At 42.1% G+C, this 26,010-nt stretch carries 19 protein-coding genes; 6 read left to right on the plus strand and 13 right to left on the minus strand.

Annotation, left to right across the window (positions count from 1 at the left end):
- Positions 1-57: 57 nt before the first annotated feature.
- A complete protein-coding gene (locus tag J5A56_RS07585) occupies positions 58-396 on the minus strand; it encodes a hypothetical protein (RefSeq protein ID WP_021672459.1) in 339 nt (112 codons plus the stop codon).
- A 270-nt stretch (positions 397-666) separates the two neighbouring features.
- Positions 667-2,922: a polyribonucleotide nucleotidyltransferase gene (gene pnp, locus J5A56_RS07590; protein ID WP_021672461.1), complete on the minus strand. Its 2,256-nt coding sequence runs from the start codon at positions 2,920-2,922 to the stop codon at positions 667-669.
- Between the two features lie 1,368 nt (positions 2,923-4,290).
- Between pnp and J5A56_RS07595 the strand changes: the two genes are divergently transcribed.
- Positions 4,291-6,213, plus strand: coding sequence for a DEAD/DEAH box helicase (locus J5A56_RS07595; protein ID WP_021672462.1), 1,923 nt, complete (start codon positions 4,291-4,293; stop codon positions 6,211-6,213).
- Between the two features lie 783 nt (positions 6,214-6,996).
- On the opposite strand, the gene J5A56_RS07600 is transcribed toward J5A56_RS07595, so the two are convergent.
- The 3 genes from J5A56_RS07600 to J5A56_RS07610 all read right to left on the minus strand — a co-directional run bounded on the left by J5A56_RS07600 (position 6,997) and on the right by J5A56_RS07610 (position 11,918).
- On the minus strand, positions 6,997-9,120 hold the full coding sequence (locus J5A56_RS07600; protein WP_021672464.1) for a S46 family peptidase: 2,124 nt from the start codon (positions 9,118-9,120) through the stop codon (positions 6,997-6,999).
- A gap of 29 nt (positions 9,121-9,149) precedes the next feature.
- Positions 9,150-10,601 (minus strand): oligosaccharide flippase family protein, encoded by a 1,452-nt coding sequence (locus tag J5A56_RS07605; RefSeq protein WP_021672465.1) that lies wholly within the window; start codon positions 10,599-10,601, stop codon positions 9,150-9,152.
- A 90-nt stretch (positions 10,602-10,691) separates the two neighbouring features.
- Complete coding sequence (locus J5A56_RS07610) at positions 10,692-11,918, minus strand: nucleoside recognition domain-containing protein (RefSeq protein ID WP_021672466.1); 1,227 nt, start codon at positions 11,916-11,918, stop codon at positions 10,692-10,694.
- 426 nt (positions 11,919-12,344) lie between these two features.
- Between J5A56_RS07610 and J5A56_RS07615 the strand changes: the two genes are divergently transcribed.
- On the plus strand, positions 12,345-12,779 hold the full coding sequence (locus tag J5A56_RS07615; RefSeq protein ID WP_021672467.1) for a hypothetical protein: 435 nt from the start codon (positions 12,345-12,347) through the stop codon (positions 12,777-12,779).
- A 463-nt stretch (positions 12,780-13,242) separates the two neighbouring features.
- Here J5A56_RS07615 and J5A56_RS07620 read toward each other — a convergent pair whose 3' ends face one another.
- From J5A56_RS07620 to J5A56_RS07645, 6 genes are all read right to left on the minus strand, one after another.
- Positions 13,243-14,259 (minus strand): M28 family peptidase, encoded by a 1,017-nt coding sequence (locus tag J5A56_RS07620; RefSeq protein ID WP_036920146.1) that lies wholly within the window; start codon positions 14,257-14,259, stop codon positions 13,243-13,245.
- A gap of 65 nt (positions 14,260-14,324) precedes the next feature.
- On the minus strand, positions 14,325-16,187 hold the full coding sequence (locus J5A56_RS07625; RefSeq protein ID WP_021672469.1) for a gamma-glutamyl-gamma-aminobutyrate hydrolase family protein: 1,863 nt from the start codon (positions 16,185-16,187) through the stop codon (positions 14,325-14,327).
- Between the two features lie 40 nt (positions 16,188-16,227).
- On the minus strand, positions 16,228-16,695 hold the full coding sequence (locus tag J5A56_RS07630) for an Lrp/AsnC family transcriptional regulator (RefSeq protein WP_021672470.1): 468 nt from the start codon (positions 16,693-16,695) through the stop codon (positions 16,228-16,230).
- 170 nt (positions 16,696-16,865) lie between these two features.
- Positions 16,866-17,867, minus strand: coding sequence for an FKBP-type peptidyl-prolyl cis-trans isomerase (locus J5A56_RS07635; RefSeq protein ID WP_021672471.1), 1,002 nt, complete (start codon positions 17,865-17,867; stop codon positions 16,866-16,868).
- A 295-nt stretch (positions 17,868-18,162) separates the two neighbouring features.
- Positions 18,163-19,068, minus strand: coding sequence for an FKBP-type peptidyl-prolyl cis-trans isomerase (locus tag J5A56_RS07640; protein WP_021672472.1), 906 nt, complete (start codon positions 19,066-19,068; stop codon positions 18,163-18,165).
- Positions 19,069-19,158: 90 nt separating this feature from the next.
- Entirely contained in the window at positions 19,159-19,764 is a 606-nt protein-coding gene (locus J5A56_RS07645; protein ID WP_021672473.1) for an FKBP-type peptidyl-prolyl cis-trans isomerase, read from the minus strand.
- Positions 19,765-20,019: 255 nt separating this feature from the next.
- Between J5A56_RS07645 and J5A56_RS07650 the strand changes: the two genes are divergently transcribed.
- Positions 20,020-20,712 (plus strand): SIR2 family NAD-dependent protein deacylase, encoded by a 693-nt coding sequence (locus J5A56_RS07650; protein WP_021672474.1) that lies wholly within the window; start codon positions 20,020-20,022, stop codon positions 20,710-20,712.
- 135 nt (positions 20,713-20,847) lie between these two features.
- Positions 20,848-21,462 (plus strand): glutathione peroxidase, encoded by a 615-nt coding sequence (locus J5A56_RS07655; RefSeq protein ID WP_036920166.1) that lies wholly within the window; start codon positions 20,848-20,850, stop codon positions 21,460-21,462.
- A gap of 117 nt (positions 21,463-21,579) precedes the next feature.
- Here the strand turns inward: J5A56_RS07655 and J5A56_RS07660 are convergent, their stop codons facing one another.
- Positions 21,580-22,515 (minus strand): YitT family protein, encoded by a 936-nt coding sequence (locus J5A56_RS07660; RefSeq protein ID WP_021672476.1) that lies wholly within the window; start codon positions 22,513-22,515, stop codon positions 21,580-21,582.
- 260 nt (positions 22,516-22,775) lie between these two features.
- Here J5A56_RS07660 and ruvB point away from each other — a divergent pair, with 260 nt between their 5' ends.
- Together ruvB and J5A56_RS07670 are read left to right on the plus strand one after the other, a co-directional pair.
- The gene (gene ruvB, locus J5A56_RS07665) at positions 22,776-23,810 is read left to right on the plus strand and encodes a Holliday junction branch migration DNA helicase RuvB (protein ID WP_021672478.1); all 1,035 of its coding nucleotides are present in this window, start codon (positions 22,776-22,778) and stop codon (positions 23,808-23,810) included.
- A gap of 523 nt (positions 23,811-24,333) precedes the next feature.
- On the plus strand, positions 24,334-25,359 hold the full coding sequence (locus tag J5A56_RS07670; RefSeq protein WP_021672479.1) for an acyltransferase family protein: 1,026 nt from the start codon (positions 24,334-24,336) through the stop codon (positions 25,357-25,359).
- 90 nt (positions 25,360-25,449) lie between these two features.
- On the opposite strand, the gene yfcE is transcribed toward J5A56_RS07670, so the two are convergent.
- The gene (gene yfcE / locus J5A56_RS07675) at positions 25,450-25,989 is read right to left on the minus strand and encodes a phosphodiesterase (RefSeq protein WP_021672480.1); all 540 of its coding nucleotides are present in this window, start codon (positions 25,987-25,989) and stop codon (positions 25,450-25,452) included.
- Between the last annotated feature and the right edge of the window lie 21 nt (positions 25,990-26,010).

Consider the following 26,010-nt stretch of genomic DNA (forward strand, 5'->3'; position numbering starts at 1 on the left):
CCCAAAACCTCTCAGACGCATAAAGAATACGCCAAAGTATATAGATACAACCTCTCTTTAAAATCTTGTAGGAGGTGCCCTAAGGCTGATGACTTCCACTTCTGGACGTACATATTTCGTTACGCAAGCAACGAAGAGGAAGCCGAGGAAAATGATAACTACACCATCCAACTGGATGTTAGTAGCTTTCATGTAATTGAAAAAGGTAAAATGACAAATCTGACAACCTTCAACATCATGGCTCTGACTGTGTTGACCAGTTGTTTGATGACTTGCTGCAAGCTCAGCCTCAACCTGACATACATGCACAGATTTAACCACCATCGGCAACATGAATAGTGCCAACAGCAGCCATGCAATAAGCATCTGTCTTGTATTTTGGTTTCGCTTTGCCATTTAAAGCCTTTAATATTATTCGGCAAAGATATTTATTATTTTGTTACAAAGCAAATAATAAGTTTTTCTTTTTATCATTATTAACAATAGAATAAACTAATAAATAATTAAAATTACCGCTATAAGGCTTTGTTGAAAATGCTAATTATCTTTTTATAAAGGTCTTTAATCCACCATTATTTTATACAATACTTATCCTTTTCAGAAATAGAAAACCCCCATCAAACCATGTCATGGTTCGATGGGGGCGTATTGCGTTATCTAAAAAGATTAATCGTTGTGCTCGGAGTCATTGTGCTCACGACGTGGACGACGCTCATCAAAACGACGCTCACCGTCACGACGTGGACGACGATCACCGCGTGGACGGCGCTGTGGTTCAACATAACCCTCTGGCTTCTCAAGCAATACGCGGCGTGAAAGCTTGTACTTACCAGTCTTAGGATCGATGTCGAGGAGCTTTACCTTCAGCTTATCGCCTTCCTTGATACCTGCCTCTTCAACAGTCTCAAGGCGCTTCCAATCGATTTCTGAGATGTGGAGCAAGCCGTCCTTACCCGGTAGAATCTCTACGAAGCAGCCGTATGGCATAATTGAACGTACTGTACCCTCGTAAACCTCACCAATCTCTGGAACGGCAACGATTGCCTTAATCTTACCAAGGGCAGCATCGATTGAATCCTTGTTAGGGGCAGAAACCTGTACCTTACCAACACCATCAGTCTCCTCGATAGTGATAGTAGCACCTGTTTCTTCCTGCATCTGCTGGATAATCTTACCACCAGGACCGATAACAGCACCAATGAACTCCTTAGGAATCTCCAACTGAACGATACGTGGAACCTGTGGTTTCATCTCAGCACGTGGCTCAGAGATAGTCTCAGTCATGATGCCAAGGATATGCTCACGAGCTGCCTTTGCCTGCATAAGCGCCTTCTCAAGAATCTCGAATGACAGACCGTCACACTTGATATCCATCTGAGTTGCGGTCAAACCGTCCTTAGTACCAGTTGTCTTGAAGTCCATATCGCCCAAGTGGTCCTCATCACCGAGGATATCACTCAACACTGCATACTTATCTTCTCCTGGGTTCTTAATAAGACCCATTGCGATACCTGATACTGGCTTCTTCATTGGAACACCTGCATCCATCAATGCGAGTGTACCTGCACAAACTGTTGCCATAGAAGAAGAACCATTAGACTCAAGAATCTGACTTACCAAACGAACAGTGTAAGGGAAGTCAGCAGGAATCTGACCCTTCAAACCACGCCATGCAAGGTGACCATGACCAATCTCGCGACGCCCTACACCACGCTGAGCCTTAGCCTCACCTGTACAGAATGGAGGGAAGTTATAGTGAAGGAGGAAGCGCTGGTAGCTCTTCTCCAAAACGTTATCAACCATCTTCTCGTCCATCTTTGTACCGAGAGTACAAGTAGAGAGAGACATTGTCTCACCACGCTGGAAGAGAGAACTTCCGTGTGGCATTGGTAATGTATCAATCTCGCACCAGATAGGGCGAATCTCATCTGTTGCACGACCGTCCATACGCTTGCCCGTATCAAGTACGCTACGGCGCATAGAGTCACGCTGAACATCAGCAAAGTAACGGTCAATAAGAGTGTGTTTTTCTTCGAGGTCGTCTTCTGAAAGGTCTGTGTGAGCTGCGTCATAAGCCTCGATGAAATCAGACTTAATCTTGTCATAGGTCTCCTCACGGTGCTTCTTATCATCATCACCGCTCTGAGCCTGAGCGTAGCAAGCGTCGTATGTAGCCTTACGAAGTTCCTCACGCAACTCCTCATCATTGACTTCATCTTCGTAGGTACGCTTAACATCTGTACCGCAAGCCTTTGAAAGTTCTTCCTGCATTTCACACATAGGTTTAATTGCCTCATGTGCAGCCTTCAAAGCACCGATAAGATCCTGCTCAGTAACCTCGTCCATCTCACCCTCTACCATCATGATATTGTCCTTGGTAGCACCAACCATGAGGTCCATATCAGCTTCCTTCATCTGTGGGAATGTTGGGTTGATAACGTACTCGCCGTTAACACGTGCAACACGAACCTCTGAAGTAGTATGCTCGATTGGAATATCTGAAGCTGCAAGCGCTGCAGAAGCTGCCAAACCAGCAAGTGCATCAGGCTGATCAACGCCGTCAGCTGACAGCAACATTACCTGTACATAAACTTCACAGTGATAATCTGATGGGAAAAGTGGACGAAGAACACGGTCCACAAGGCGTGATGTAAGGATTTCGTCGTCATTGGCTTTGCCTTCGCGCTTGGTGAAACCACCAGGGAAACGACCTGCGGCAGCATACTGCTCGCGATAATCAACTTGCAAAGGCATGAAGTCTGTTCCCGGAACTGCCTCTTTAGCTGCACAAACAGTAGCGAGAAGTACAGTGTTACCCATGCGGAGAACTGCTGCACCATCAGCCTGCTTTGCAACCTTTCCGGTTTCAATTGAGATGGTTCTTCCATCTGGCAATTGAACTGTTTTCGTAATTACGTTCATCTAAAATTTTAAAATACTTATTGTTTTGACCAACATCTTTGGGAACCAAAAGCGGTAACTTTAGGTAGGCTCGAATGCCTTGACGTTTACCTTCTCACGCGTCCCGAAAAAATTAATCCGTGCAAATTTACCTATTATATATGTAACACCCAAATAAAAACGAATTTATTTTAGGTCTGCTAATTATCAGATGTTAAATCGCTTAACTTGCTATTCATTTCCTTTTAATATACTCTTACTATTTTTGTGGTTCCTTTTCCGTAAAATGTAGGATGCGCTTCGTATAGTCTTAATGGAAGAACTGGAGTTACTCATCAAACAAAAACATAGCTAAGACGTTCAACTAACTATTCTATGGTCATCTTCTGCCATAGAAAACTCCTTCAGTTTAATACTTCAAAATCACAAACAAGGCGCAGAAAAATCATTACAAAACTTCAAGTAAAAAAGCTATAAATAACGACAAAAATACGAATAAGAGGCAGACTTATAACCGACAGAAAATCAATTGGTTATAAAACAGCAAAGTAAGAGGTGCTTAATTGGACTTCAAAAGGGCGTTAGTAAGGGTCTTAAAGGGCACCTTTTGCAAGTCAATTAAGCGTCTTTAAGAAGCCAAAAGAGCATGTGTTGGTTTTGAGCCACATGAAAATAATTTACATGCAACCATAAAGTGAGAATAAGATATTTGAAGATTACGGATAGCGATAATATCGAATTGCATATTATCTTGCAGTTTTTCCATTTGTAAAACCATCTAATTTGAGCATATCCACACCACGCCAATGCGTAAGCTTTGACACTATTTCCAATCCATGCATTTAACAGAAGCCGCCTCTTTACATATAGAATAAAAGAAGAAAGGCTTCGCATCACTGCGAAGCCTTTCGTTTAACATCAGACTTACTCACGTAAATCATGTGTCCTTGTACTAACTCAAATAATTAACTTTAATAACGACTATTTTTCTATTTGACAATGCAAAGTTACAAAAAAATACATAAAAAAAGATGTAATTCGAGATTATTCAATGACACTTTTAGACTTTATAACAATACAAGTGTTTTCATAATATATTTTTAATAGCTTGTGATAAAATACTTTAATCTATCAACTTTTTTTTAGATTTCTCATCTACTCATCCACCCAATATCCTTTCTTTTTCTTCCATTCCATTGATTTATAAAGGGTTTTATTTGCTCATCTCAACTTCTTAACGTACCTTTGCAGCCAATTAAAGGTAACATACCACCTGAGAGTCTGCGTACTGACTGGTTGAAGCCCGTCGCAGGCAAGTGTCTTTTTAGTGGGTTCGTTTGGTGGTGAGCTTACCTTTTATATAGGATAATAAAAAATAAACAAACGAATTTGAAGACATTTGAAGAGTTAGGTGTGAGCGAAGAGATTCGTCGCGCCATTAGTGAGCTTGGATTTGAAAATCCAATGCCTGTACAAGAAGAAGTAATCCCTTATTTACTTGGTAATCGTAACGACGTCATCGCACTGGCACAGACCGGTACGGGTAAGACGGCTGCATTCGGTCTGCCTTTGCTGCAACGTATTGACACAAGCAGCAAGGAAACACAGGCGGTTGTGCTTAGTCCTACGCGTGAACTTTGCTTGCAGATTGCCGATGACTTGAAGGAATTTAGTAAGTATATCCCTCATCTGCACATCGCAGCTGTCTATGGTGGTGCATCTATTGATACACAGATTCGCCAGTTGCGCCATGGTGTACAGATTATCGTGGCTACACCGGGTCGACTGATTGACCTTATGCACCGTGGAAAGGCTTGTCTTGACAAGGTTAGAAACGTTGTTTTGGACGAGGCTGACGAGATGCTTAACATGGGGTTCCAAGAGAGTATCACCGAGATTTTGACTGGTGTGCCTGAAGACCGTAACACATTGTTGTTCTCGGCTACGATGAGTCGTGACGTTGAGCGCGTTGCAAAGGGTTATCTACACGACTATAAAGAGATTGTTGTGGGCAGCCGTAACGAGGGTGCTGAGAGTGTAAACCATATCTATTATATGGTGAATGCACGCGACAAGTACCTTGCTTTGAAGCGATTGGTTGACTTCTATCCAAAGATTTATGCAATTGTGTTCTGTCGTACAAAGATTGAGACGCAGGAGATTGCCGATAAGTTGATTAAGGACGGATACAATGCTGAGGCGTTGCATGGCGACCTCTCACAGCAGCAGCGTGACCTTACGATGCAGAAGTTCCGCTCACATCTTACACAAATTCTCGTGGCAACAGACGTTGCAGCACGTGGATTAGATGTGAACGACTTGACACACGTTATCAACTATGGTCTGCCTGATGATATTGAGAACTATACCCACCGCTCTGGCCGTACAGGTCGTGCAGGCAAGAAGGGTACTTCTATCTCGATTATCCACTCACGTGAGAAATATAAGGTACGTAATATTGAACGCGAAATCAGTAAAGAGTTTGTTGACGGAACACTGCCTTCACCAGAGGAAATCTGCAAGAAGCAGCTGTTTAAGACAATGGATGACATTCTGAAGACAGACGTTGATGAGGACCAGATTGCTCCTTACATGAAGGATATCAACCGCCAATTTGAGTATATCGATAAGGAGATTGTCATTAAGAAGATTGTAACTGCAACCTTCGGTCGCTTCCTTGAGTATTATAAGAATGCTCAAGAGATTGAGAAGCCATCATCACGTAATTCTCGTGAGGACAGCCGTGGCACAAGAGGTGAAGGCAGAGGAAGCCGCAGCCGTGGTCCACGTAAGGCGGAGAGTGGCTACAAGCGACTCTTTATCAACCTCGGTAAGGCAGATGGTTTTTATCCGGGCGAGGTAATGCAGTTCATCAATAAGAATGTACATGGTAAGCAGGCAGTAGGACATATCGACCTCCTTGCTAAGCAGAGCTACATCGAAGTGCCAGAGCAGGATGCACAGAAGGTGATGCAGTCACTGGACGGTGCAACCTACAAAGGCCGTAAGGTACGTTGTAACGATGCCGAAGAAGGTGGTCATGGTCGCTCGTCTAATGGTCGTTCAGCAGGTGGCAACGGTCGCTCTGCAGGTGGACGTGGTGGTTACGGAAGCCGTGGCGAGGGACGTCAGGAGTCTCGTGAGCGCAAGGGGCGTGGTCGTCGTCAGTATGATGACAATCCTTTTGGCGGACAGCATAAGTTCAAGAAAGATGATTGGAAAGAACTTATGAAGGGTGGTCCTGCTAAGTTGAAAGGCGATGAACCAGACTTCTCTGAGGAAGGTTGGGCAAGACGCAGACCAAAGAAGTAAAAGACCCCTCCCCGACCCTCCCCAAAGGGGAGGGAGACTTAGCGCATAACGTTGGAGAGACTTTCGATAAATAGGCTATACATTGATAATCTTTCGTATAGGTCATTGCTCCATTTATGAAGGGTATTAGGCATCCGCACCATCCGTGCGAAGCATTAGCACCATTCGTGCGGAGCATCAGCACGAGTAGTGCGGAGCCTCAACACGATAGCTAAAAGGGGAAAGAGAGAAGGCTATTACCGGTATCGTATATCGTAAGGTATCACCCATATGAAAGCAGTTTCTCAGTTTACCAGCAATAACTATGTACAAAATCATAGCCAGTTTATACCGTTTTAATATGAGAGGGGCTAACAGAAGCATTCCTTATTTTGCTACCTTGACAAACCTTCTCGCACTGTTTACACTTTGTTTCTTTATAATAATTGTTTTATTAAATATGCAGAGTGTATTAAAATTTTGGCATACAGGCTCAAAATCAGGGGATTACCTAATAGGTGCAGTTATTGTCGTTCCCTTATACCTCTTAATGTTTCGTATGTTTCCCGAACGAAAGATGAAAGAACGAGAGGCATTACTGACAAAGAAAGAATATCAACTGGGACTATTCTGTTATGTTTTGTTGCTAATAATATTAATGATTATCCTTTTCTCTATTATCTAAAAAAGATATTAGATGCTTGTTGTAAAAGTCAATAAATACACTTATAGATACACCTTCACAAAATAAAAGAGGTACGTTCATTCTTGAACATACCTCTTTTAATATATTAAGAGTAACTCTTACTGTGGGTTAATTTCCTTCAAAAGGCGGTCAGCATGACCCCACTTATCCATCAAGTAAAGGACGAAACGGATGTCAACACCAATACAACGTGCGAGCTTACGATCGAAGTTGATGTCGCTTGAAAGGCTATCCCAGTTGCCGTCGAAAGCAAGACCAATAAGGCGACCCTTACCATCGAACATTGGAGAACCTGAGTTACCACCAGTGATATCATTGTTGGTAAGGAAGCAAAGTTGCATCTTACCAGTTGTCTTATCAGCATAACGACCGAAGTCCTTAGCACTCATAAGTTCCATCATGATAGGCTCTACCTTGTAATCTTCAAGTTTCTTACCCTTCTTCATCTTCTCAACAATACTCTCTGCTGTGGTGTAGTAGTTGCTATCGAAACCACCAATCATATAGCCACCCACCTGTCCATAAGACATACGCATGGTGAAATTGGCATCACTATAATGTGGCATATCCATCTCCATCTGCACCTTTGCCTCGCAGAGTTTCTTCTCTTCCTGCTCGATAGCAGCAAGTTTTTCTGCATAGCTGGTCATAACTTCCTGATAAACCATTACGAGCTGTATACCAAGTTGGATACCCGGGTCCTCAAAAGTCTTCTCATTATTAAAGAACTTGTAGTCCTTAGTGAGCAGATTACTCTTTGAATAGAGCCAGTCAGTGTACTTCTTATAGTTGTTACCGAACTTTGTCTTGATGAGTTTGAACTCCTCTGGCAGATATTGAGCAGGTACGTGTGCGGCATAGTTCTTCAACATAGCGGCTGTCATCTCCTTATCAAGCGCAATATTCCAGTCGCTGCTATTGTCCTTAAACTGCATGTATTGCTTTGCTGAATCATCCTTATCTCCCTGTGGTTCGATTGCACCACGAGTGATATCAATAGCTCTCTGAACAAACTCTGACACCTTCCAGAATGACTCGTTCCAGTAAGCCTGAGCCAAAGCAACGTCATTGCTCTCTTTATAAAGGTTGGCCAACTTAGCAAAGTCAACATTTACAGTTGGGTCCTTCACTGTCTTCTCATCCAACCATCTTTGTATCTTAGCCTCATATTCAGCCTTCTGACGAATCAAACCGATGGAATCGATACATTTATTCATACCAATAGAGTTCTTCCAGTAGTTAGCTGATGTAACATACTTGTTCTCATATTGGAGGCGAGTCTTACCGTTCTTGTCCATATACTTCTTCATAAGAGCGAGCTTGATGTCGCGAGCCTGCACACGAACGGTGTTCTCTATATCTCTACGCTGCTGTATACCGTATGACGACAAGTAACGACTTGTAGAACCCGGATAGCCAATTGTCATCGCAAAATCCTTGTCCTTGTAGCCCTGAAGACTTACAGGAGCCCAGTTTTCTGGCTGATAAGGCACATTATCCTTTGAATAAGCAGCTGGTCCGTTGGTCTTAGGGTCGGCATAGATACGGAAAACAGAGAAGTCACTTGTTTGTCGTGGCCACATCCAGTTGTCTGTTTCTCCACCAAACTTACCCATACTCTTTGGAACAGTAAATACCAAACGAACATCTTGGAAGTCCTGATAAGTAGTTGCATAGTACTTATTTCCCTCATAGAAAGCATCTACACTGATATGCAATGTCTTATCAATCGCCTTAATAGAGTCGGTCAAATGATTTGTAAGAGAATCAATGATAGCCTCTGTCTGTTCAGCATTCTTACCTGCAATAAGCTTATTAACGCGAGGAGTAATATCCTCTTGTTTCTTCATGAAAGACACGAACAAATCCTTGCTTGGTAGTTCCTCTGCATAGCTTTTTGCATAGAAACCATCCTTCATGTAGTCGTGTTCAACGGTTGAAAGGGCATTAATTGCACCGAATCCACAGTGGTGGTTGGTGAAAACAAGACCTTTCGGTGACACAACAACACCTGAGCAGAAGCCAGAAAAGTTGATAACAGAATTGCTAATAGCGTTAGGTGCGCCGTAAAGCATGTTACGTGGCAACTGGAATCCTTCGGCTACCATTTGTTCATAGACGGCATCTGGCAAGTTGTAGAGCGTCCACATACCTTCGTCGGCATGCATGGATGTACTACCCAATGCGAGAAGTCCGGCTATAAGTAAAGTCGATTTCTTCATAATGATATTATTGATTAAATGATACTTGTTTATTTCTTTGCAAACCGACTGCGTAATTTTTGCAGCGGAAAGTCGTGATAAAGCACGTGAGCTATAAAGAGAATAATCACCAATGTATTGATTCCCAAGGCTGCAGGAACGGGCAGATTAGCGTTAGTATAGCTGATGATAGCAAAGAAGAGACCAGCTATCAGCAGATAGACAAAGATACTCTTCAATGGATAGTCTATCGGATACTTACGCTGACCAACAATATATGACAGCACCATTGCCGTAGCATTACCCAAGAAACCTGCCCAAGCGCAGGCAATATAACCGTATTTCGGCACGAAAATGACGTTGATTCCGATGATTACAGCACATCCAATCCCTGAGAAGTAAGCTCCCCAAATCGTCTTATCGATGAGCTTATACCAGAAACTTAGATTGAAATAAACACCTGTCATAATACCACCAGCCATCACAATAGGTACAACTTTCAGTCCTACCCAGTAGTCACGACCGATGATATGGCGCAAAATATCCATATAACCCATTACGACAAGGAAGGCAAGAAGCGTAAAGATAATAAAGAATTTCATAGCTCTTGCATAGGTTTCTTTGTTGTCTTTGTCGCGTGCCTTACCAAAGACGAATGGCTCGTAGGCGTAACGGAAAGCCTGCGTAATCATTGACATAATCATTGCTATCTTACTTGCAGCACCAAAGATACCCAATTGTGCGTGTGCATCGCTGTCCTTATAGACATAAGGGAAGATGATATAACCTGCCGTCTGGTTGAGAATTCCCGCAATACCCAGAATGAGAATAGGCCAAGAATACGACAACATCTTCTTTGCTAAAGGCACATCAAGTAGCTTACCTCCTGAGAAGAAGCCGTCTTTCAACTCTTTCCTGAAACAGAAAGTGATAGTTGTTGTACATACAAGGTTGATATAGAAGGCATAACCTACCTCATGTCCGTCAAGGATAAGATAGTAAACAAGATTCAAAGCGATGTTCAAAGCGATGAATAATAGTTTAAAGGCAGCAAACTTAATCGGGCGCTTCTTGTATCGTAGATAGGCAAAAGGGATAGCCTGAAAGGCATCAATTGCCACTGTGATAGCCATCACCCAAATATAAGAAGGGTGTTCGGAATAACCCATAAAGTTACTGATAGGCTGCAAAAAGACAAAGACCATCGCTATAAATAGCAGTGAGGAAAGGCCTACCATAGACAAGGTTGTCGAATAAACCTTCTTCGAATCTTGGTCAGTCTTATTGACATAACGGAAGAAAGTGGTCTCCATTCCGTAGGTCAGAATAACCAATAGCAATGCAGTATAGGCGTAGATGTTTGTGATAACACCATAACCACCGCTCGCTGCACTAATCTTAGCAGTATAGAGGGGTACAAGAAGGTAATTAAGAAACCTTCCGATGATACTGCTCATTCCGTAGATGGCAGTGTCTTTTGCAAGTGATTTTAAATTTGCCATTGTTGTTTTGTAGTTTAGCTTATTTGCCTTATTAGGCTAATAAGGCTTATAGGGCTAATAGCCCAACAGTTTAATAGACTCAATTATCTCCTAAAAGAAAATATAGCATATAGCAATTGCGGCGATTACACCTGCCAAGTCGGCTAACAATCCACATGCCAATGCGTGGCGAGTATATCTCACGCTGATGCTTCCAAAGTAAACTGCTAAAACGTAGAAAGTGGTATCTGTTGAACCTTGGAAGACACAGCTCAATCTGCCAACGAATGAGTCTGGACCATAGTTCTTCATGGCTTCTAACATTAAGCCACGTGCACCGCTACCCGAAAGAGGCTTCATAAAGGCGGTTGGGAGTGCTCCTACAAAGTCAGTATTCAGTCCACACTGTTCTACACACCACTTAACTCCCTGTATCAAGAGGTCCATTGCGCCCGATGCACGGAACACTCCTACAGCCACAAGGATAGCAACCAAGTAAGGAATAATGCGTACAGCGGTCTGGAATCCATCTTTTGCACCTTCGATGAAAGCATCATAAACATTCACTTTCTTCAGTAAACCTGCACCGATGAAAAGGACAATAATCGACATAAGAATGAGGTTTGAGGCAACAGATGTCACCGTTCCCATCGTCTCCTTATCCATTTGTCCGAAGCCCCAAATAACCAATCCAATAAAACCTATCAGTCCCACAAGCCCTGCAAGTAGTGTGGGTTGGAAGATATTGATACGCTGCCAACCTGCTGTAAGGATGATTCCGGCAAGTGTTGCGACTGTGGTTGCAAGCAAGATAGGGATAAATACGTCCGTAGGTTGCACTGCTCCGTAAGAGCTTCGGAAAGCAAGAATCGTCGTAGGGATAATGGTCAAGCCCGAAGTATTCAGTACAAGGAACATTATCATCGGGTTAGTTGCCGTGTCTTTCTTTGTGTTCAGCTCTTGCATCTGCGCCATTGCCTTCAGTCCTGTAGGAGTAGCTGCATTGTCAAGTCCTAACATATTAGATGCAATATTCATAAAGATAGAACCCATTACAGGGTGATTCTTTGGAATATCAGGGAACAGTTTCGTGAAAAAAGGGCTGAGCATACGTGCAAGAACATTGACAACACCAGCCTTTTCACCAATCTTCATGATGCCCAACCATAATGCCAACACTCCAGTCAAGCCCAATGATGTTTCAAAAGCAGTCTTAGATGAATCAAAAGTAGAATCAACCATTTTCTGAAATATCGTCGTATCACCCATCAACAGAGAGATAATACCAAAGATGAATGAGATCAAGAAGAATCCTATCCAAATATAGTTCAGTGCCATTTATCGTTTTTTATAACTGTTTTAATATGTCTGTAATGTATCAGAAGTGGGGACAGACAGCCCCACAAAGGCACCATTCATTCCCAATGCAAAGATAAACATTTCTGTGTGAACGTACGCCATAATAAACTAAAAAGATGTTTTTAGCCTCCGCGTTTCCAACTCTTTTGTTGCAAATAGCCTGTATGTTATTTTCCAAAGACATTTCTAAACAACTTTTATTACGCCTTGTTTTTGGATGTTTTATCGATGATTTAAACGGTTTACATATACGATTTAATCTTTTTAACATACGTAATTGTGTATATGTTGTATGAAGTCTTTATCTTTGCAAATACCTTTTTGGAATAGAATTTTATCTATTTCCGATTACTTTTATTACATAATTAGTCACTTTGCGAATAAAGATAGTAACAGCAAGACTATATGGGTATATTCGATTTCTTTAAGAAGAATAAGCGTAAGGCTCAGCAAAACGAACAATGTCTCACAGATGTAGATGAGGCAGGGGAGGCTGACTTATGGGCAGAGGCTTATGTGGCAGAGCCTCAATGTTATGAAAAAGAGGGACACGAAAAGCTTTTGAATTTTGTTATAACAGAGGGAGTTAATACCATTCTACCAATGTATCCCAATGAGTTATACAAAAGCGAAGAAGATAATTTCTCTGACATTCGACTTACGTTTGTAAGTACGACAAAGAAAGGAGAGGTTATTGACTTACCTTTCTTTCACTGTGTACCCGCCTTATCCAACTATGCTGTAGAGATTAGAGAACCAAACGTCTTAATTAGAGGACTGAATGCTGCGGAAATGGGCTTACTTATCTCTGGCGTAAAACAGTCGTTAAAGCGTATCTAAACGTCTGAAATAGAATTCACAATATCAATCCAAATAAATTCCGATTATGGCTGCAAGGTTATCTGCCCATAATCGGAATTTACTGTTTTATCTACTTAAAATTCCCCATTTCGTCGACTGCACACTTCTTAATGTGAGTATTACAACTTCTTTCTGACAACAAGTTGATAACAATTCAGCCTACTATTGAAAGGGATTTAACACTCAACACGAATGGTGTTTACCAACAGCACCACTGGTGCTAAGCATCAACACATCGGCTCAAAGTGGTAAAAAGCATTCATTATTGTCACCAAAAATAATATAAAGAAAGACATAATACCTCCTTTATCTGAGCTAACCACAAGCCCTTTACCATTTATCACCTACTTATCTTTATCATCTACAAAGATAATCACTCCCCTCTCCACTCGGAGAGGGGTTGGGGGTGAGGCTTTAGAGGAAATGCTGTAAGGCTTTTTTTTTACAGCGTATACAATACCTGTATGACGGTCTGACCAACTGCCTGCAGCGTATTCTTGTCGATATGTTCCATAGTGTCATTGACTGTATGCCATGTTGGACCAAAAGAACTTTGCTGACAATCAGGATAGTAAGGGATGATATCAATCGTAGGAATACCTGCAAACTGGTTTACTGGCACATGGTCATCGGTAACCATTCCACCGATAGCATCAGGGAAGTAAGAGCCAAATCCTGCTGCTTTTGCAGCTTCCCACACACGATTTACGACATCAGAAGCGAACTGCACAGACATTCCTTCACGATAGAATTGTGCACCTTCGCCACCTACCATATCTAACAAAATACCGAATTCAGGCTTAACAGCTGTCGGGAAGTTCTTTGCATAGTATTGTGCACCCAATGCCCAAGAGTCGTCAGCATTCGGATATCGAGTCTCCCAACGTGGTACTCCCCAGTCTTCTGCATCAAAGCAAACGAAGTCAACACCCACAGTGAACTTCTTATCAGCCTGCAACTGACGTGCTAACTCAAGCATCACAGCCACACCACTGGCACCATCATTCGCTGCCATAACAGGTTTCTTGTGATTAGTAGAGTCGGGATCATTATCCGCCCAAGGACGGCTATCCCAGTGCGCACAGATTAGGATGCGCTTCTTTGCGTTTGGATTAAAGTGTGCGATGATGTTTGTTGATTTCAATATCGTACCATCATAGGCTTTTAGGTCAGCCTTCTGTTCCTGCACCTCACAACCATATTCCTTGAATTTATCTACTATCCACTTGCCACATTTCTCATGTGCTGTTGAGTTCATCACACGTGGTCCGAAGTCACATTGTGTCGCTGTGAAAGCATAGGCAGAGTCAGCATCAAACGTAGGACCAACAGGCTTTGCTGTAGCAACAGTATCAGCACTATTATCAGCGTTACTTGCTTTCCCCTTACAGCCATAGGCTACAGTTGCGAGGGATGCTGCCAAGAGGCAGCCGAAAAAGAGTTTTATATTCGTTTTCATCGTTGATTGTTTTCTAATTCTTTCCCATTCCATCTTAAGAAATAGGTGAGATCTCCTCAGTCTATTTACTTTCTAACACTCTGAACCTGTGCCATTACACGCAGCCAGTTACCTCCCCATATCTTTTCAATATCTCGTTCGCTATACTTGCGACGTAAAAGATGAAGGGTGAAATTAATCATCTCGCTGGCATCAGCCATACCACGTACAGTGCCATCACCATCGAAGTCGGTACCGATACCAACATGGTCAACACCCATAACATTGATAGCATGCTCCAAATGGTTAATAGCATCCATAACAGTAGCCTCACTACCCTTCTTCAAGAAGCCTTGGAACATTGTGATATGTGCCACACCACCCTTCTTTGCTAACGCTCGCATCTGATCGTCAGTAAGGTTACGAGGGACATCACAGAGTGCTTTACTATTAGAATGACTACATACTATTGGCATCGTACTGAGCTCCAACGCATCATAAAAACTTTTCTCTCCGCCATGACTCAAGTCAATCATAATACCATTACGGTTCATCTCCTTGATAACCTCTTCACCAAACTTACTTACGCCACCGTGGGTATTGCAGCCTCGTGCAGAGTCACAGATGTCGTTATCTCCATTGTGACAAAGGGTTATATAGGTCACACCACGCTGTGCAAAGTGCTTAACATTCTCAAGTTTATGCTCCAAAGCAAGACCATTCTCAATGGCAAACATGATACTCTTACGCCCCTTACGCTTGTCTTCATAAAGGTCGGAAGGCGTACGAGCAATACTGATATAGCGTTGATTTTGCTTCACAATTTCCTCGATTTTATCGAAGATAAGGTCGGCATATACAGCTGGTGAGAGATGATTCAAGGTCTCAACGAGATGCGGATTAAAGCGTTTCAAACCTTCAATATCAATCTTTGACGAGAAAGACTCACCAATCTTCGGTTGTGGAAGATAGGCAGCCATCGTCACAGCGTCCTGTCTTCCGTCCGTCATCTTATGAAGATCGTATAGAATACGTGGGTCGCGCTGATCAAACTTGACACCTTGTGGGAAGAACATTGGCGTGTCACAATGTGTATCGAGGGTCAATATGCGCTGATGGAGCTGCTTAGCAAGATAAAAGTTATTAGACTGTCCTACCAGCCATTGGAAGAGTTTTCCTCCTTCCTCACCCATACACTCCGGATGCCATTGCACTCCCATAATAGGCTTAAAATCATTGCTTTCGATGGCTTCAATAACGCCATCTGGCGAAAGAGCAGTCACACGGAAACGCTTTCCAGGGTCTTTGACGGCTTGATGATGGAAGCTGTTGACCATCAAACGTTCTTCCTTATAGAGCGCATAGAGGACAGACGACTTTGAAACGGTCACGCTATGGGTGGCTTCACTACGTTCAGCATCCTGTGAATGCTTCAGTGTTGCAGCACGAAAGGTAGTTATCGTCTTGTCTTTGCTCAGTTTCTTCTCAACTGTTTCATCCTCCCTGATATAATCTTCATAGATATCTTGCTGTACCTTTCCATCCAAAGCGACAGCCAACGTCTGTATACCTCGGCAAATACCAAGGATAGGCAGCTGACGATTAAATGCCAAACGCGTTATCATCAGTTCGGGTAAATCACGCTCAGCATTGATATTATGGAGTTTAATAGAAGGTTCCTCTCCAGCCCAGAGAGGGTTGATATCAGCACCACCCGTAAGGAGAAGACCGTCAAGATGGTCAAGGGTGTTAATAAGCACATCCTTATCAGCCACAGGTGGAACAAGCATTGGGATTCCACCCGCTGCTACTACCTGCTTATAATAGACATCCCTTATCGCAGCATCACCGTCTATATAATTGGTAGTGATACCAATTATAGGCTTACGTTTAGCCTCAGGGAAGGTTTCATACACCTTATTAAGATGCGCCTGAAGATCGTATTGCATTCTTATTCTTCTTTGAAAGGTCGGTTTATCGTTGACTATTTTAAAGCGATTCCTCTATTATAGGAATCTCACGTTTGATACTCTGTTCAAGAGAAATGAGAGTCTCAGTTGATACCACACCAGAGATACCTTGTAACTGGTTGTTAAGGAGGTCCATCAATTGCTCATTGTCTTTTGCATAAAGTTTCACAAGCATAGTATAAGGACCCGTTGTAAAGTGACACTCTACCACCTCTGGGATAGAACTGATACGCTCAACGACCTTCTTATACATTGAGCCACGCTCAAGATTAAGACCTATATAGGTACAGGTTGTATAGCCTAAACTCTTAGGATTAACGTCAAAACCACTGCCCGTAATAACGCTATTCTCTATCAAATGTTGCACACGTTGATGGATAGCAGCCCGTGATACACCACACTGAGCAGCCACATCCTTAAAAGGCATACGGGCATTCTGGGAGAGAATACCTAATATCTTTTTATCTAATTTGTCTACTTTTTCCATTTTTTATGGTCCTATATTATTATGTGTTATACTATTTAATACTTGATTTGATGGCAAGCAAAAGTAGGGAATAAATATGGAACAAGCAACAAAATGACATAAAAAATGCGCCACTTGGGCGCATTTTGTTTTTATTTTAAGCAAGAGAACAGTATTTCACGACTTTCTCCTTACTTTTTTACATTCTTCTTTGCTTTCTGAGCAGGCATTTTTTTAGCAGGAACAAGCTTTGCAGCATCTACGACCTTTGTCTCCTTTTCAGGTGCAGCCTCAATACCCTTCAACTCAAGCGTGAAGATAAGCGTTGAGAACGGACCGATATCACGACCTGCGCCACGCTCACCGTAAGCGAGATGCTGTGGGATAACAATCTCCCACTTTGAGCCAACAGGCATCATTTGCAGTGCCTCTGTCCAACCTTTGATAAGTCCACCAACATTGAAAGTATCAAATTCTACGCCGTGACGTGAAGTTGCATCGAAAACCTTTCCATCAATAGTCTTTCCCTCATAGATAACCTGTACACGGTCAGACTCTTTTGGCATAGGACCATCGCCCTTCTTAATGATGCGATACTGAAGACCATCAGAAAGGGTTACAACACCCTCCTTCTTCTTATTCTCCTCCAAGTAAGCCTCATTCTTAGCCTTTATCTCAGCATCTTTCTTTGCTTTCAGCTCTACTTCCTTCTTCTCAAAGATTTGCTCAGCATCTGCTTGCTTGAGGAAAGTAGTATCCTTTGCTAAAGCTGCGATAAAGCCCTTATAGAGCAAGTCAGCGTTGATGGGTGACGAGGTACCCTCGAACTTAGCAGTGATATTTGGTAACATCGTCTTTTCTACCTGTGAACTGATAACCAGTCCTGCAACATAAGCAGCAAAGGCAGAGTCCTTACGGTTTTTAATACCTTCACGCAAGCCTCGTAGGAAGTCAGGCATCTGCGCCTCTTTAACACCAAACTGATTAGCAAGGTATTCGTTCAAACCACGTGTCATAGACATACCTGCTGCATAACTCAATGTGTCAGAAGCTGAAGCCAATACTACTGAACTTTCTTTACATTCTAATGGACACTTCGAAATCTGCTTTCTGTTCTTCTTACTCTGCGCACTTGCTGCATTGAAGACTGAACCTACTGCAATGAGCAGTGCCAGCATTATTACTTTCTTCATTGTTTTGTCGTTTTAAAAGAAATGGTTTTTCTAAATTAAAAAGGGTGTAGATTCGATGAGTTCTAAGCCATAAGCTGTATGTATGCGTCTTCCTTTCCTATAAGACAAGAACGTCATTACTGAATTATTCTCATGAAATAAAATGTTATCTTCATGAGAATAAATATTTATTTTCACGATAAAAAATATTTCTTTTCATGAAAAGAATTCGTCAAACATCGTGAAAGTTGGATGTAATAGGTGCTCTTCCCTATAAGAAAGGAAGGCTCATCGAATCTTTATTAAGTCCTAATCATTACATACCTGGATGACCCTGAGGCATAGCTGGAGTACCCTGTGGCGCCTTCTCAATGCCGAGCAACTCAACAGTAAATATGAGTGTTGAGAATGGCTTGAGGTCTGGACTTGGCTGCTCAGCTCCGTAACCTGCGCTATAAGGAATAGTAATCTCCCACTTAGCACCAACAGGCATCTTTGTCAAAGCCTCTGTGAAACCTGGGATAACACCACCTACAGGCATAGTTGCATCATTACGCTGATCGAAAACCTTACCATCAATCGTCTTACCTACATAGTTAATCTTAACAACATCAGAAGCCTTTGGTGTAGCACCAGAGCCAGCCTTCAGCTCCTTTACCTGTACTCCCTTACCAAGAGTCTTTACACCTTCCTTCTTAGCGTTGGCAGCCATGTAAGCATCACTCTTCTTCTTATTAGCACCATAAGTCTTCTCAGCAGCCTTCATCTGAATAGCCTTTGCGGTCTTCTGCTCAACTTCACGAGCCTGCTCAACAGTCATCTTCTGACCTTTACCCTTTGCACTTGCAGCGAAACCAGAGAGGAAGTTATTCAAAGAAATGGTCTTTGTAGAGTCTTCACCGAAGATTTGACGATTGATCTGATTTTTAATGATCATGTTCATCTGCATACCAACGCCAATACCTGCATTGTAAGCAGCACGCTTCTTATCATCAGCATTCTGCGCACCATCGTTCATACCTTTGATAAACTCATCAATGTAAGCTGTATCAATCTGCATCTGCTGGAGATACTGCTTTACACTCTGACCCTGATCAACGCCGAAAGCATAGCTCAAAGAGTCAACATCAGACTTCAAATCCTCCTTTGGAGCTGAATTACCACAAGCTGTGAAGCCTGCAGCTACAATAGCCATAGCGGCTAATAAATACGTTTTCTTCATTATTTTAATTGTTTAGTTTCTTAAGCAATACTATTAGAATAGGCGATGATAGACGTTTGTCATGGTCTAAAACCGCCTACACTTGTTTCTTTACTTTACCTCAATCAACTCTACGTCGAAGACAAGAGCTGCGAATGGAGGTATCTGTGCACCCGCACCGCGCTCACCATATGCAAGCTTATAAGGGATGAAGAAGCGATACTTAGCACCTTCCTGCATGAACTGAACACCCTCCGTCCAACCTGGGATAACCTGATTCAAGCCGAATGTAGCTGGCTGATTGCGCTGATAAGAACTGTCAAAAACAGTACCATCAATCAGTGTTCCTTCATAATGACATACTACTTTGTCTGTTGCAGAAGGCTTCTTACCATTGCCCTCTTTCAACACCTGATACTGCAAACCTGATGGCAAGGTTACAACACCCTCCTTCTTGCCATTCTCTGCAAGGAAAGCCTCACCAGCAACCTTTGCTGCCTTACCAGCCTCAGCGGCAGCAGCCTGCTGCTTAGCTTCCTGCTCTTGGAAGAAGTTTTGTACGAGTGTCTGGGCTTCTGCATTGTCAACTTTCAGTTCTGAACCTGAAATAACATCCTTGATAGCCTGTGCGAAGTCGTCAATATTCAGTTCCTTTGCGCCCATTCCTGCGAGCTGTGAACCGATACCGATTCCCAGTGCGTAGCTTAATTTGTCCATTATCGTTCTTAAAATTATTAATAATTAATGTGCAAAGATACTATTTTTAAGGTATAGTTTTGCAATAATCGAATTAAAATTACTAAATTTGTCAGAGAGAATGGGGGAATACGATGCAAGTTAAAGGCACAAATAAAAATAAAAGTTAGAAAGATAGTATTTCTTTTGTCCTAAATTTCGATAGTAAATATTTGGAGAGAAAAGCCCTTTACTTCATCAACCTCCTTCAAACCTCAACTCATAAAAGCAAGACGTATGAAGAAAATCGTATTCTTAACAGGTGCTGGAATGTCCGTGGAGAGTGGCTTCAAGACCTTTCGCGGCAATGATGGATTATGGGAGGATTATCCTGTTGAACAGGTAGCAACGCACGAAGGCTGGGTAGCCAACCCCACACTCGTCAACAACTTCTATAACAACCTACGTAAAAAGCTCTATGCAGCCAAGCCTAACGAGGGTCATCGCCTTATCAAGGAACTCGAGAAAGACTATGACGTAACGGTGATTACGCAAAATGTTGACGACCTTCACGAGAAAGCAGGGTCCTCAAAGGTGGTTCATTTACACGGAGAATTGACAAAGGTGTGCTCGAGTAAGTTACCCTATGATAATCGATACATACAGCAACTGACTGAAGATAATTGCGAAGTTGCCCCTGGAGCACGTGCTGGAGACGGCAGTCTACTTCGCCCTTTTATTGTCTTTTTCGGCGAATCAGTCCCCATGATAGAACCTGCTGCTGAGGCAGTGGCACAAGCTGACATCCTTGTTATCATCGGGACATCGTTAGTTGTCTATCCTGCTGCAGGTCTTGTGCAATACACCCGACCAGGAACTCCTATCTATCTGATTGACCCAGACGATACACCTGCATATGCTTCGGGACGATTAACCCATATCAAAAAGGGGGCAAGCGAAGGTATGAAGGAACTGATGAAACAATTGTAACAATTTGCAAACAGCGTGTACACTCACAAATAATGCACTGAATTATAAACAACTTAGAATAAATAAGTCACAAAACGTTTATATGCTTCATTCGCTTGAAGTAAAAAACGACTGTGGATATCAATGATTAAAAAAATGAAGAAACTATTTTCACTCCTCTTCTTAGCCCTTATGGCACTGCCTACTATGGCTCAGAAGAACATCTACAAGTTTAGTGTAAAAGATGGTAATGAGCATACCGTCAAGTTGAAAGACTATAAGGGTAAGGTGTTACTCATCGTCAATACAGCGACAAAATGTGGATTTACGCCACAGTATGAGGCATTACAAAAACTCTATGAGACCTACAAGAATCAAGGTTTTGTTGTTCTTGACTTCCCTTGCAATCAGTTTGGTGCACAGGCTCCAGGCTCATTTCGTGATATTCATACATTCTGTACGGGTAACTATGGGACTACTTTCCCACAGTTTGCAAAGGTTAATGTCAATGGGCGTAACGAGTCACCGCTTTACACCTATCTGAAAGCGCAACAGCCATTCAAGGGTTTTGACATGAATAACAACATCGGTAAATTTCTGGATGAGAAGTTTCGTGCGGAGAATCCAGACTATGCTAAGGATCCAAGTATCAAATGGAACTTCACAAAGTTTCTCATTGATCGACAAGGACACGTCATCGACCGCTTTGAGCCAACAGCTGACATAAAAGACGTTGAGGCTGGTATCAAGGCTGCGCTGAAGATGAAATAGAAACTAATAGAGCTATTAGCCTTATTGGGTTAATGAGCCTAATTAGGCTAATAAGCCTAATAAAAACAAAGTAAATCTGGCTGACATGCAACCACGTATCAGCCAGATTTGCTTTATTTATTCATTAGGGAGTTTAGTCATATTCTGCTTATTCTTGTTAGAAGATTTCTTCTTCACCTTAAACTTATCAAAGCCCTTACCAAACACACCCATTACCTGACTCTGCGTTACGAAAGCATCTGGGTCGATGTCATCAATCATTCGATAAACGTAGGATGCCTCACGCTGGCGTGTTACAACAATAACTATCTTGATGTTACTACCAGAATAATACCCCTTTGCATCAATAATGGTACTGGTACGATGTGGTTGATCCTTTGATATCATTTCACAAATCTCTTTGTAACGCTCGGAAATGATGAGGAACTGTACCGAACGGCGACTCGAACTGATAACTTGATCAAGCACAAAGGAGGTGATAATCAAGTTTACATAACCATAAATCACCATCTCCCAGCTGTGAAGAACAAGGTAACTACCTGTTACAATAGTCATATCGACTAATAAGATAACACGTCCAAGAGAGATATCACGATATTTGTTGACAATTGCAGCAACGATGTCTGAGCCACCAGAGCTACCATTATAAGACAGTCCGAAAGCTAAACCAACACCACAAAACGCCGCACCAATGATTGTCGCCATGAAAGGTTGGTCATGTAAGAGACCTGGATGAGGGAAATAAGTACCCATAACCCTTGTGATAATCGTCAGCATCATTACACCATAGATAGTGCGGATACAGAATTTCAAACCTAAAATTTTCAAAGCAACTGCTAAGAGAATAGCATTTAGGATGAAATAAGTGGTGCTGACAGAAATTCCTTGTCCCCAATTCAAAATGGAAGCTAAACCCGCTACGCCACCATTACCAATGTGATTAGGAAGGAGGAAAACCATCCAACCGATACCGTAGGAAAGCATACCTACAGCTATCATCACATAGTCTAAAACTTCCCGATAAAGGACTTTCTTATTAATTTTGTTAATCATATATTTAAGGATATGAGTGAATGATGCTACAAATTTAGATAAAATTTCCGAAACAAAGCACTTGCACAGAAAAAATAGAGTACCTTTGCAAAAAATAATATTTTTACTTGAGGATGTAGAAGAAGAACCTCACACAACAATTCGTAGGGAAGCACAACCGATGTATCCATAAAAGACTGCTTTTCACGGATATATCGATAATGCAACAATACTTTTTCTACGTCCTTATGCACTTGCATCTTTTGCAATAAATTAGCTATATGCCAGAAGATTTTGATATACACGAAGAGAGGCTAAACTCCGTTGAGAAGGATTTCGAGAATGCCCTACGACCGTTGAAATTTGACGATTTCAGCGGACAGCAGAAGGTTGTTGAAAATCTCAGCGTTTTTGTTGAAGCCGCTAAATTTCGTGGTGAACCGCTCGACCACACCCTCTTGCACGGTCCTCCTGGACTGGGCAAGACGACATTGAGCAATATCATTGCCAACGAATTGGGCGTAGGTTTCAAGATTACCTCTGGTCCTGTGCTTGACAAGCCAGGCGATCTTGCAGGTATTCTCACGTCCTTAGAGCCTAATGACGTTTTGTTCATTGACGAGATACACCGCCTTTCTCCTGTCGTAGAAGAGTATCTTTACTCTGCTATGGAGGACTATCGTATCGATATTATGATTGATAAAGGACCGTCAGCACGGTCTATCCAAATAGACCTCAACCCTTTTACACTTGTTGGCGCAACGACACGAAGCGGACTGCTAACAGCCCCTCTCCGTGCTCGTTTTGGTATCAATCTCCATTTGGAGTATTATGATCCAGAGACATTAAATCGTATCATCAAGCGTTCGGCAGCCCTATTGAAAGTGCCTATTATGAATGAAGCAGCTGAAGAGATTGCACGTCGTTCGCGTGGTACGCCACGTATCTGTAACTCTCTGCTCCGCCGTGTACGCGACTTTGCGCAGGTGAAGGGTAATGGTACTATCACTCCCGAAATCGCCTTGATGTCATTGCAATCACTGAACATAGATAAATATGGTTTGGACGAGATAGACAACAAGATTCTGCTTACCATCATCGATAAGTTTCGTGGTGGACCAGTGGGAGTTTCAACCATTGCTACTGCCATTGGCGAGGATTCTGGTACGGTGGAAGAGGTTTATGAGCCATTCCTTATCATGGAAGGTTTCATTAAACGAACCCCTCGCGGACGTGTAGCAACACGACTTGCTTACGAACATCTCGGGCGTAACACTTATCAAGAGAATGCATTTCAACCGGGATTATTCGATTAAAAGATACTCCATTGCACAAGTTCATACGGAACGGATGCAATGGAGTTTCTTATTCCTCCAAAGCAGTAGCAACACATTGATACACTCTTCTAAACACTGCCAACAAGTGTAATCATAATTATGAATTGCGAATTATGAACTATGAATTATGTATATATCACAATAGAATTAGTCCTCAACACATGTGTTGCTCATCCTCCGCACAATAGGTGCTCACCCTCCGCACCACACGTGTTAAGCACTCGCACCATACCTGTAGAGTATCAAAAAAACTACGAACGATGGTGAACAGTCTCACCACATAGTATAAGTTAAGAGCTTATGTCATTCTATTTCGCTGGCATGTTTATACTTACACAATTTTAATTCGCTCATTTTATTAGTCACAATTAGATTTTTTCTTTATCTATTATCATCTATCCACTGTTATGCAAATCATTCTTTATGGGAAAACAAAGTGATTGCACGCTTTTTAGATACGCTTACCTTTGCAATATCCTGCTAATTTCCTAACTTTGTCGTCATGATTATTCAAATGCATAAATCCAAACCAAGAATAGACGAGCTTGACTTTCTTAAGTTCGTCTTCATTACGTTGATGATTGCTTTCCACTTGGTTTATATCGGTGACACCTATCCCATTGCCAAGCGTTTAGTATATACCTTTCACATGCCGGGCTTCCTCTTGGTGTCTGGTTATTTGTTTAATGTGAATAAGTCGTGGACTGCTTTTGGAAAATCAATGCTTTGGATATTCGTGCCTTATGCTATAATGGAAAGCGGCTACACCGTCATGGCATCACTATTGCCTATCCGTGAGCACATTGAGCATCTGACAATAAGGGTACTCGCTGACCACATCTTTCTGCATCCGATGGGACCTTATTGGTACTTGCATACATTAATAATTTGTGGTAGCTGTTATTATATCGCTTTCAAGAAACCGGAAGGACGCTTCTCGTCAGTTATAAAACACAAGAGACCACTATTGCCCGTCACGCTGTTGCGTTGGGAAAATCAGGTGTTATTGGGTAGATTTTGTCTTTTTGCTTTGTTTCTTCTATTACTTTCTTACGGCTGTGGATTTCTCTCCATAGCCAATGCATCCTACTTTCTTGTAGGTGCTATTGTGCGTCAAGCAGTGGGGGATTTTCGTCTGGCTTTCCCTGCCCGATGGTGGACATTAGGTCTTTTAGTGGTGTGGTGTATCGACAGGTCACATTATGACAAGGCCTCTTTTGCTGGTGCTTGTTTGGTATTCTTAGTGATGGGTTCACTGTTATGGATTTATCAGTTAGGTATTCCTCAGTCATTACGTAAGTACTTTCTCTTTATCGGGCGTAATACTTTACCTCTATTACTCTTCTCCCCAATCTTCACGATACTTGCCAAATACTATCAGCCTTTGCTACTTCGTGTTGAACCAACGGGAATGTTTTTTATGGTCGTTAGCGTTATCCTTGCCATTGCTGGCTCATATGGAGTGACGTGGTTGATGGATGTTATGGGACTATCAAGGCTATTCTTTGGAAAGAAAGGACTGATATAAGGAGGGGAATAGGTGGTTATTGTTTATTAGCTTAATTGGTCTTATTAGCCTTATTAGCCCAATAAGGCTAATAAGGCTAATAAGTTTTTCCTAAATTCTCTCCTGCTTCAGCGGTGTTCCGTCAAGGGAATAAGCTGTGAAGACACCATGCTCATAGGTCATGAAAGTGGCAACATTCCCACCTTTGGGAAAGGTAATAGAGCCAAGATTGCAGACAAGCGTACCCTCTTGCTGGGTAAGTTCCCAAAGATGAGTATGCCCATAAACAATCGCATCAATATCCCCTTTTGGCATTGAGGACTTATTATAAATATGCCCGTGCGTCAAGAAAAGTTTTCGTCCTTCATCAACCAGCATTATATAGTCTGACATCATTGGGAAATCAAGCAGCATCTGGTCAACTTCTGCATCACAGTTTCCACGTACGGCTAAAATGTTTTTAGCACGTTTGTTCAATGCCTCCACAATTCCCTTAGCATCTATCCCTTCTGGGATAGAGTTGCGTGGTCCATAATTTAGTATGTCTCCAAGTACACAAAGCATATCGCAATGCTCACGATCATAGAATTGTAGTACCTTCTCCAATGCTGGCAAACATCCGTGTATGTCTGATACCAATAGATATTTCATATCACTTTGAATTATTGTTTC

The organism is Prevotella melaninogenica (genome assembly GCF_018128065.1).
Taxonomy (GTDB): Bacteria; Bacteroidota; Bacteroidia; order Bacteroidales; family Bacteroidaceae; genus Prevotella.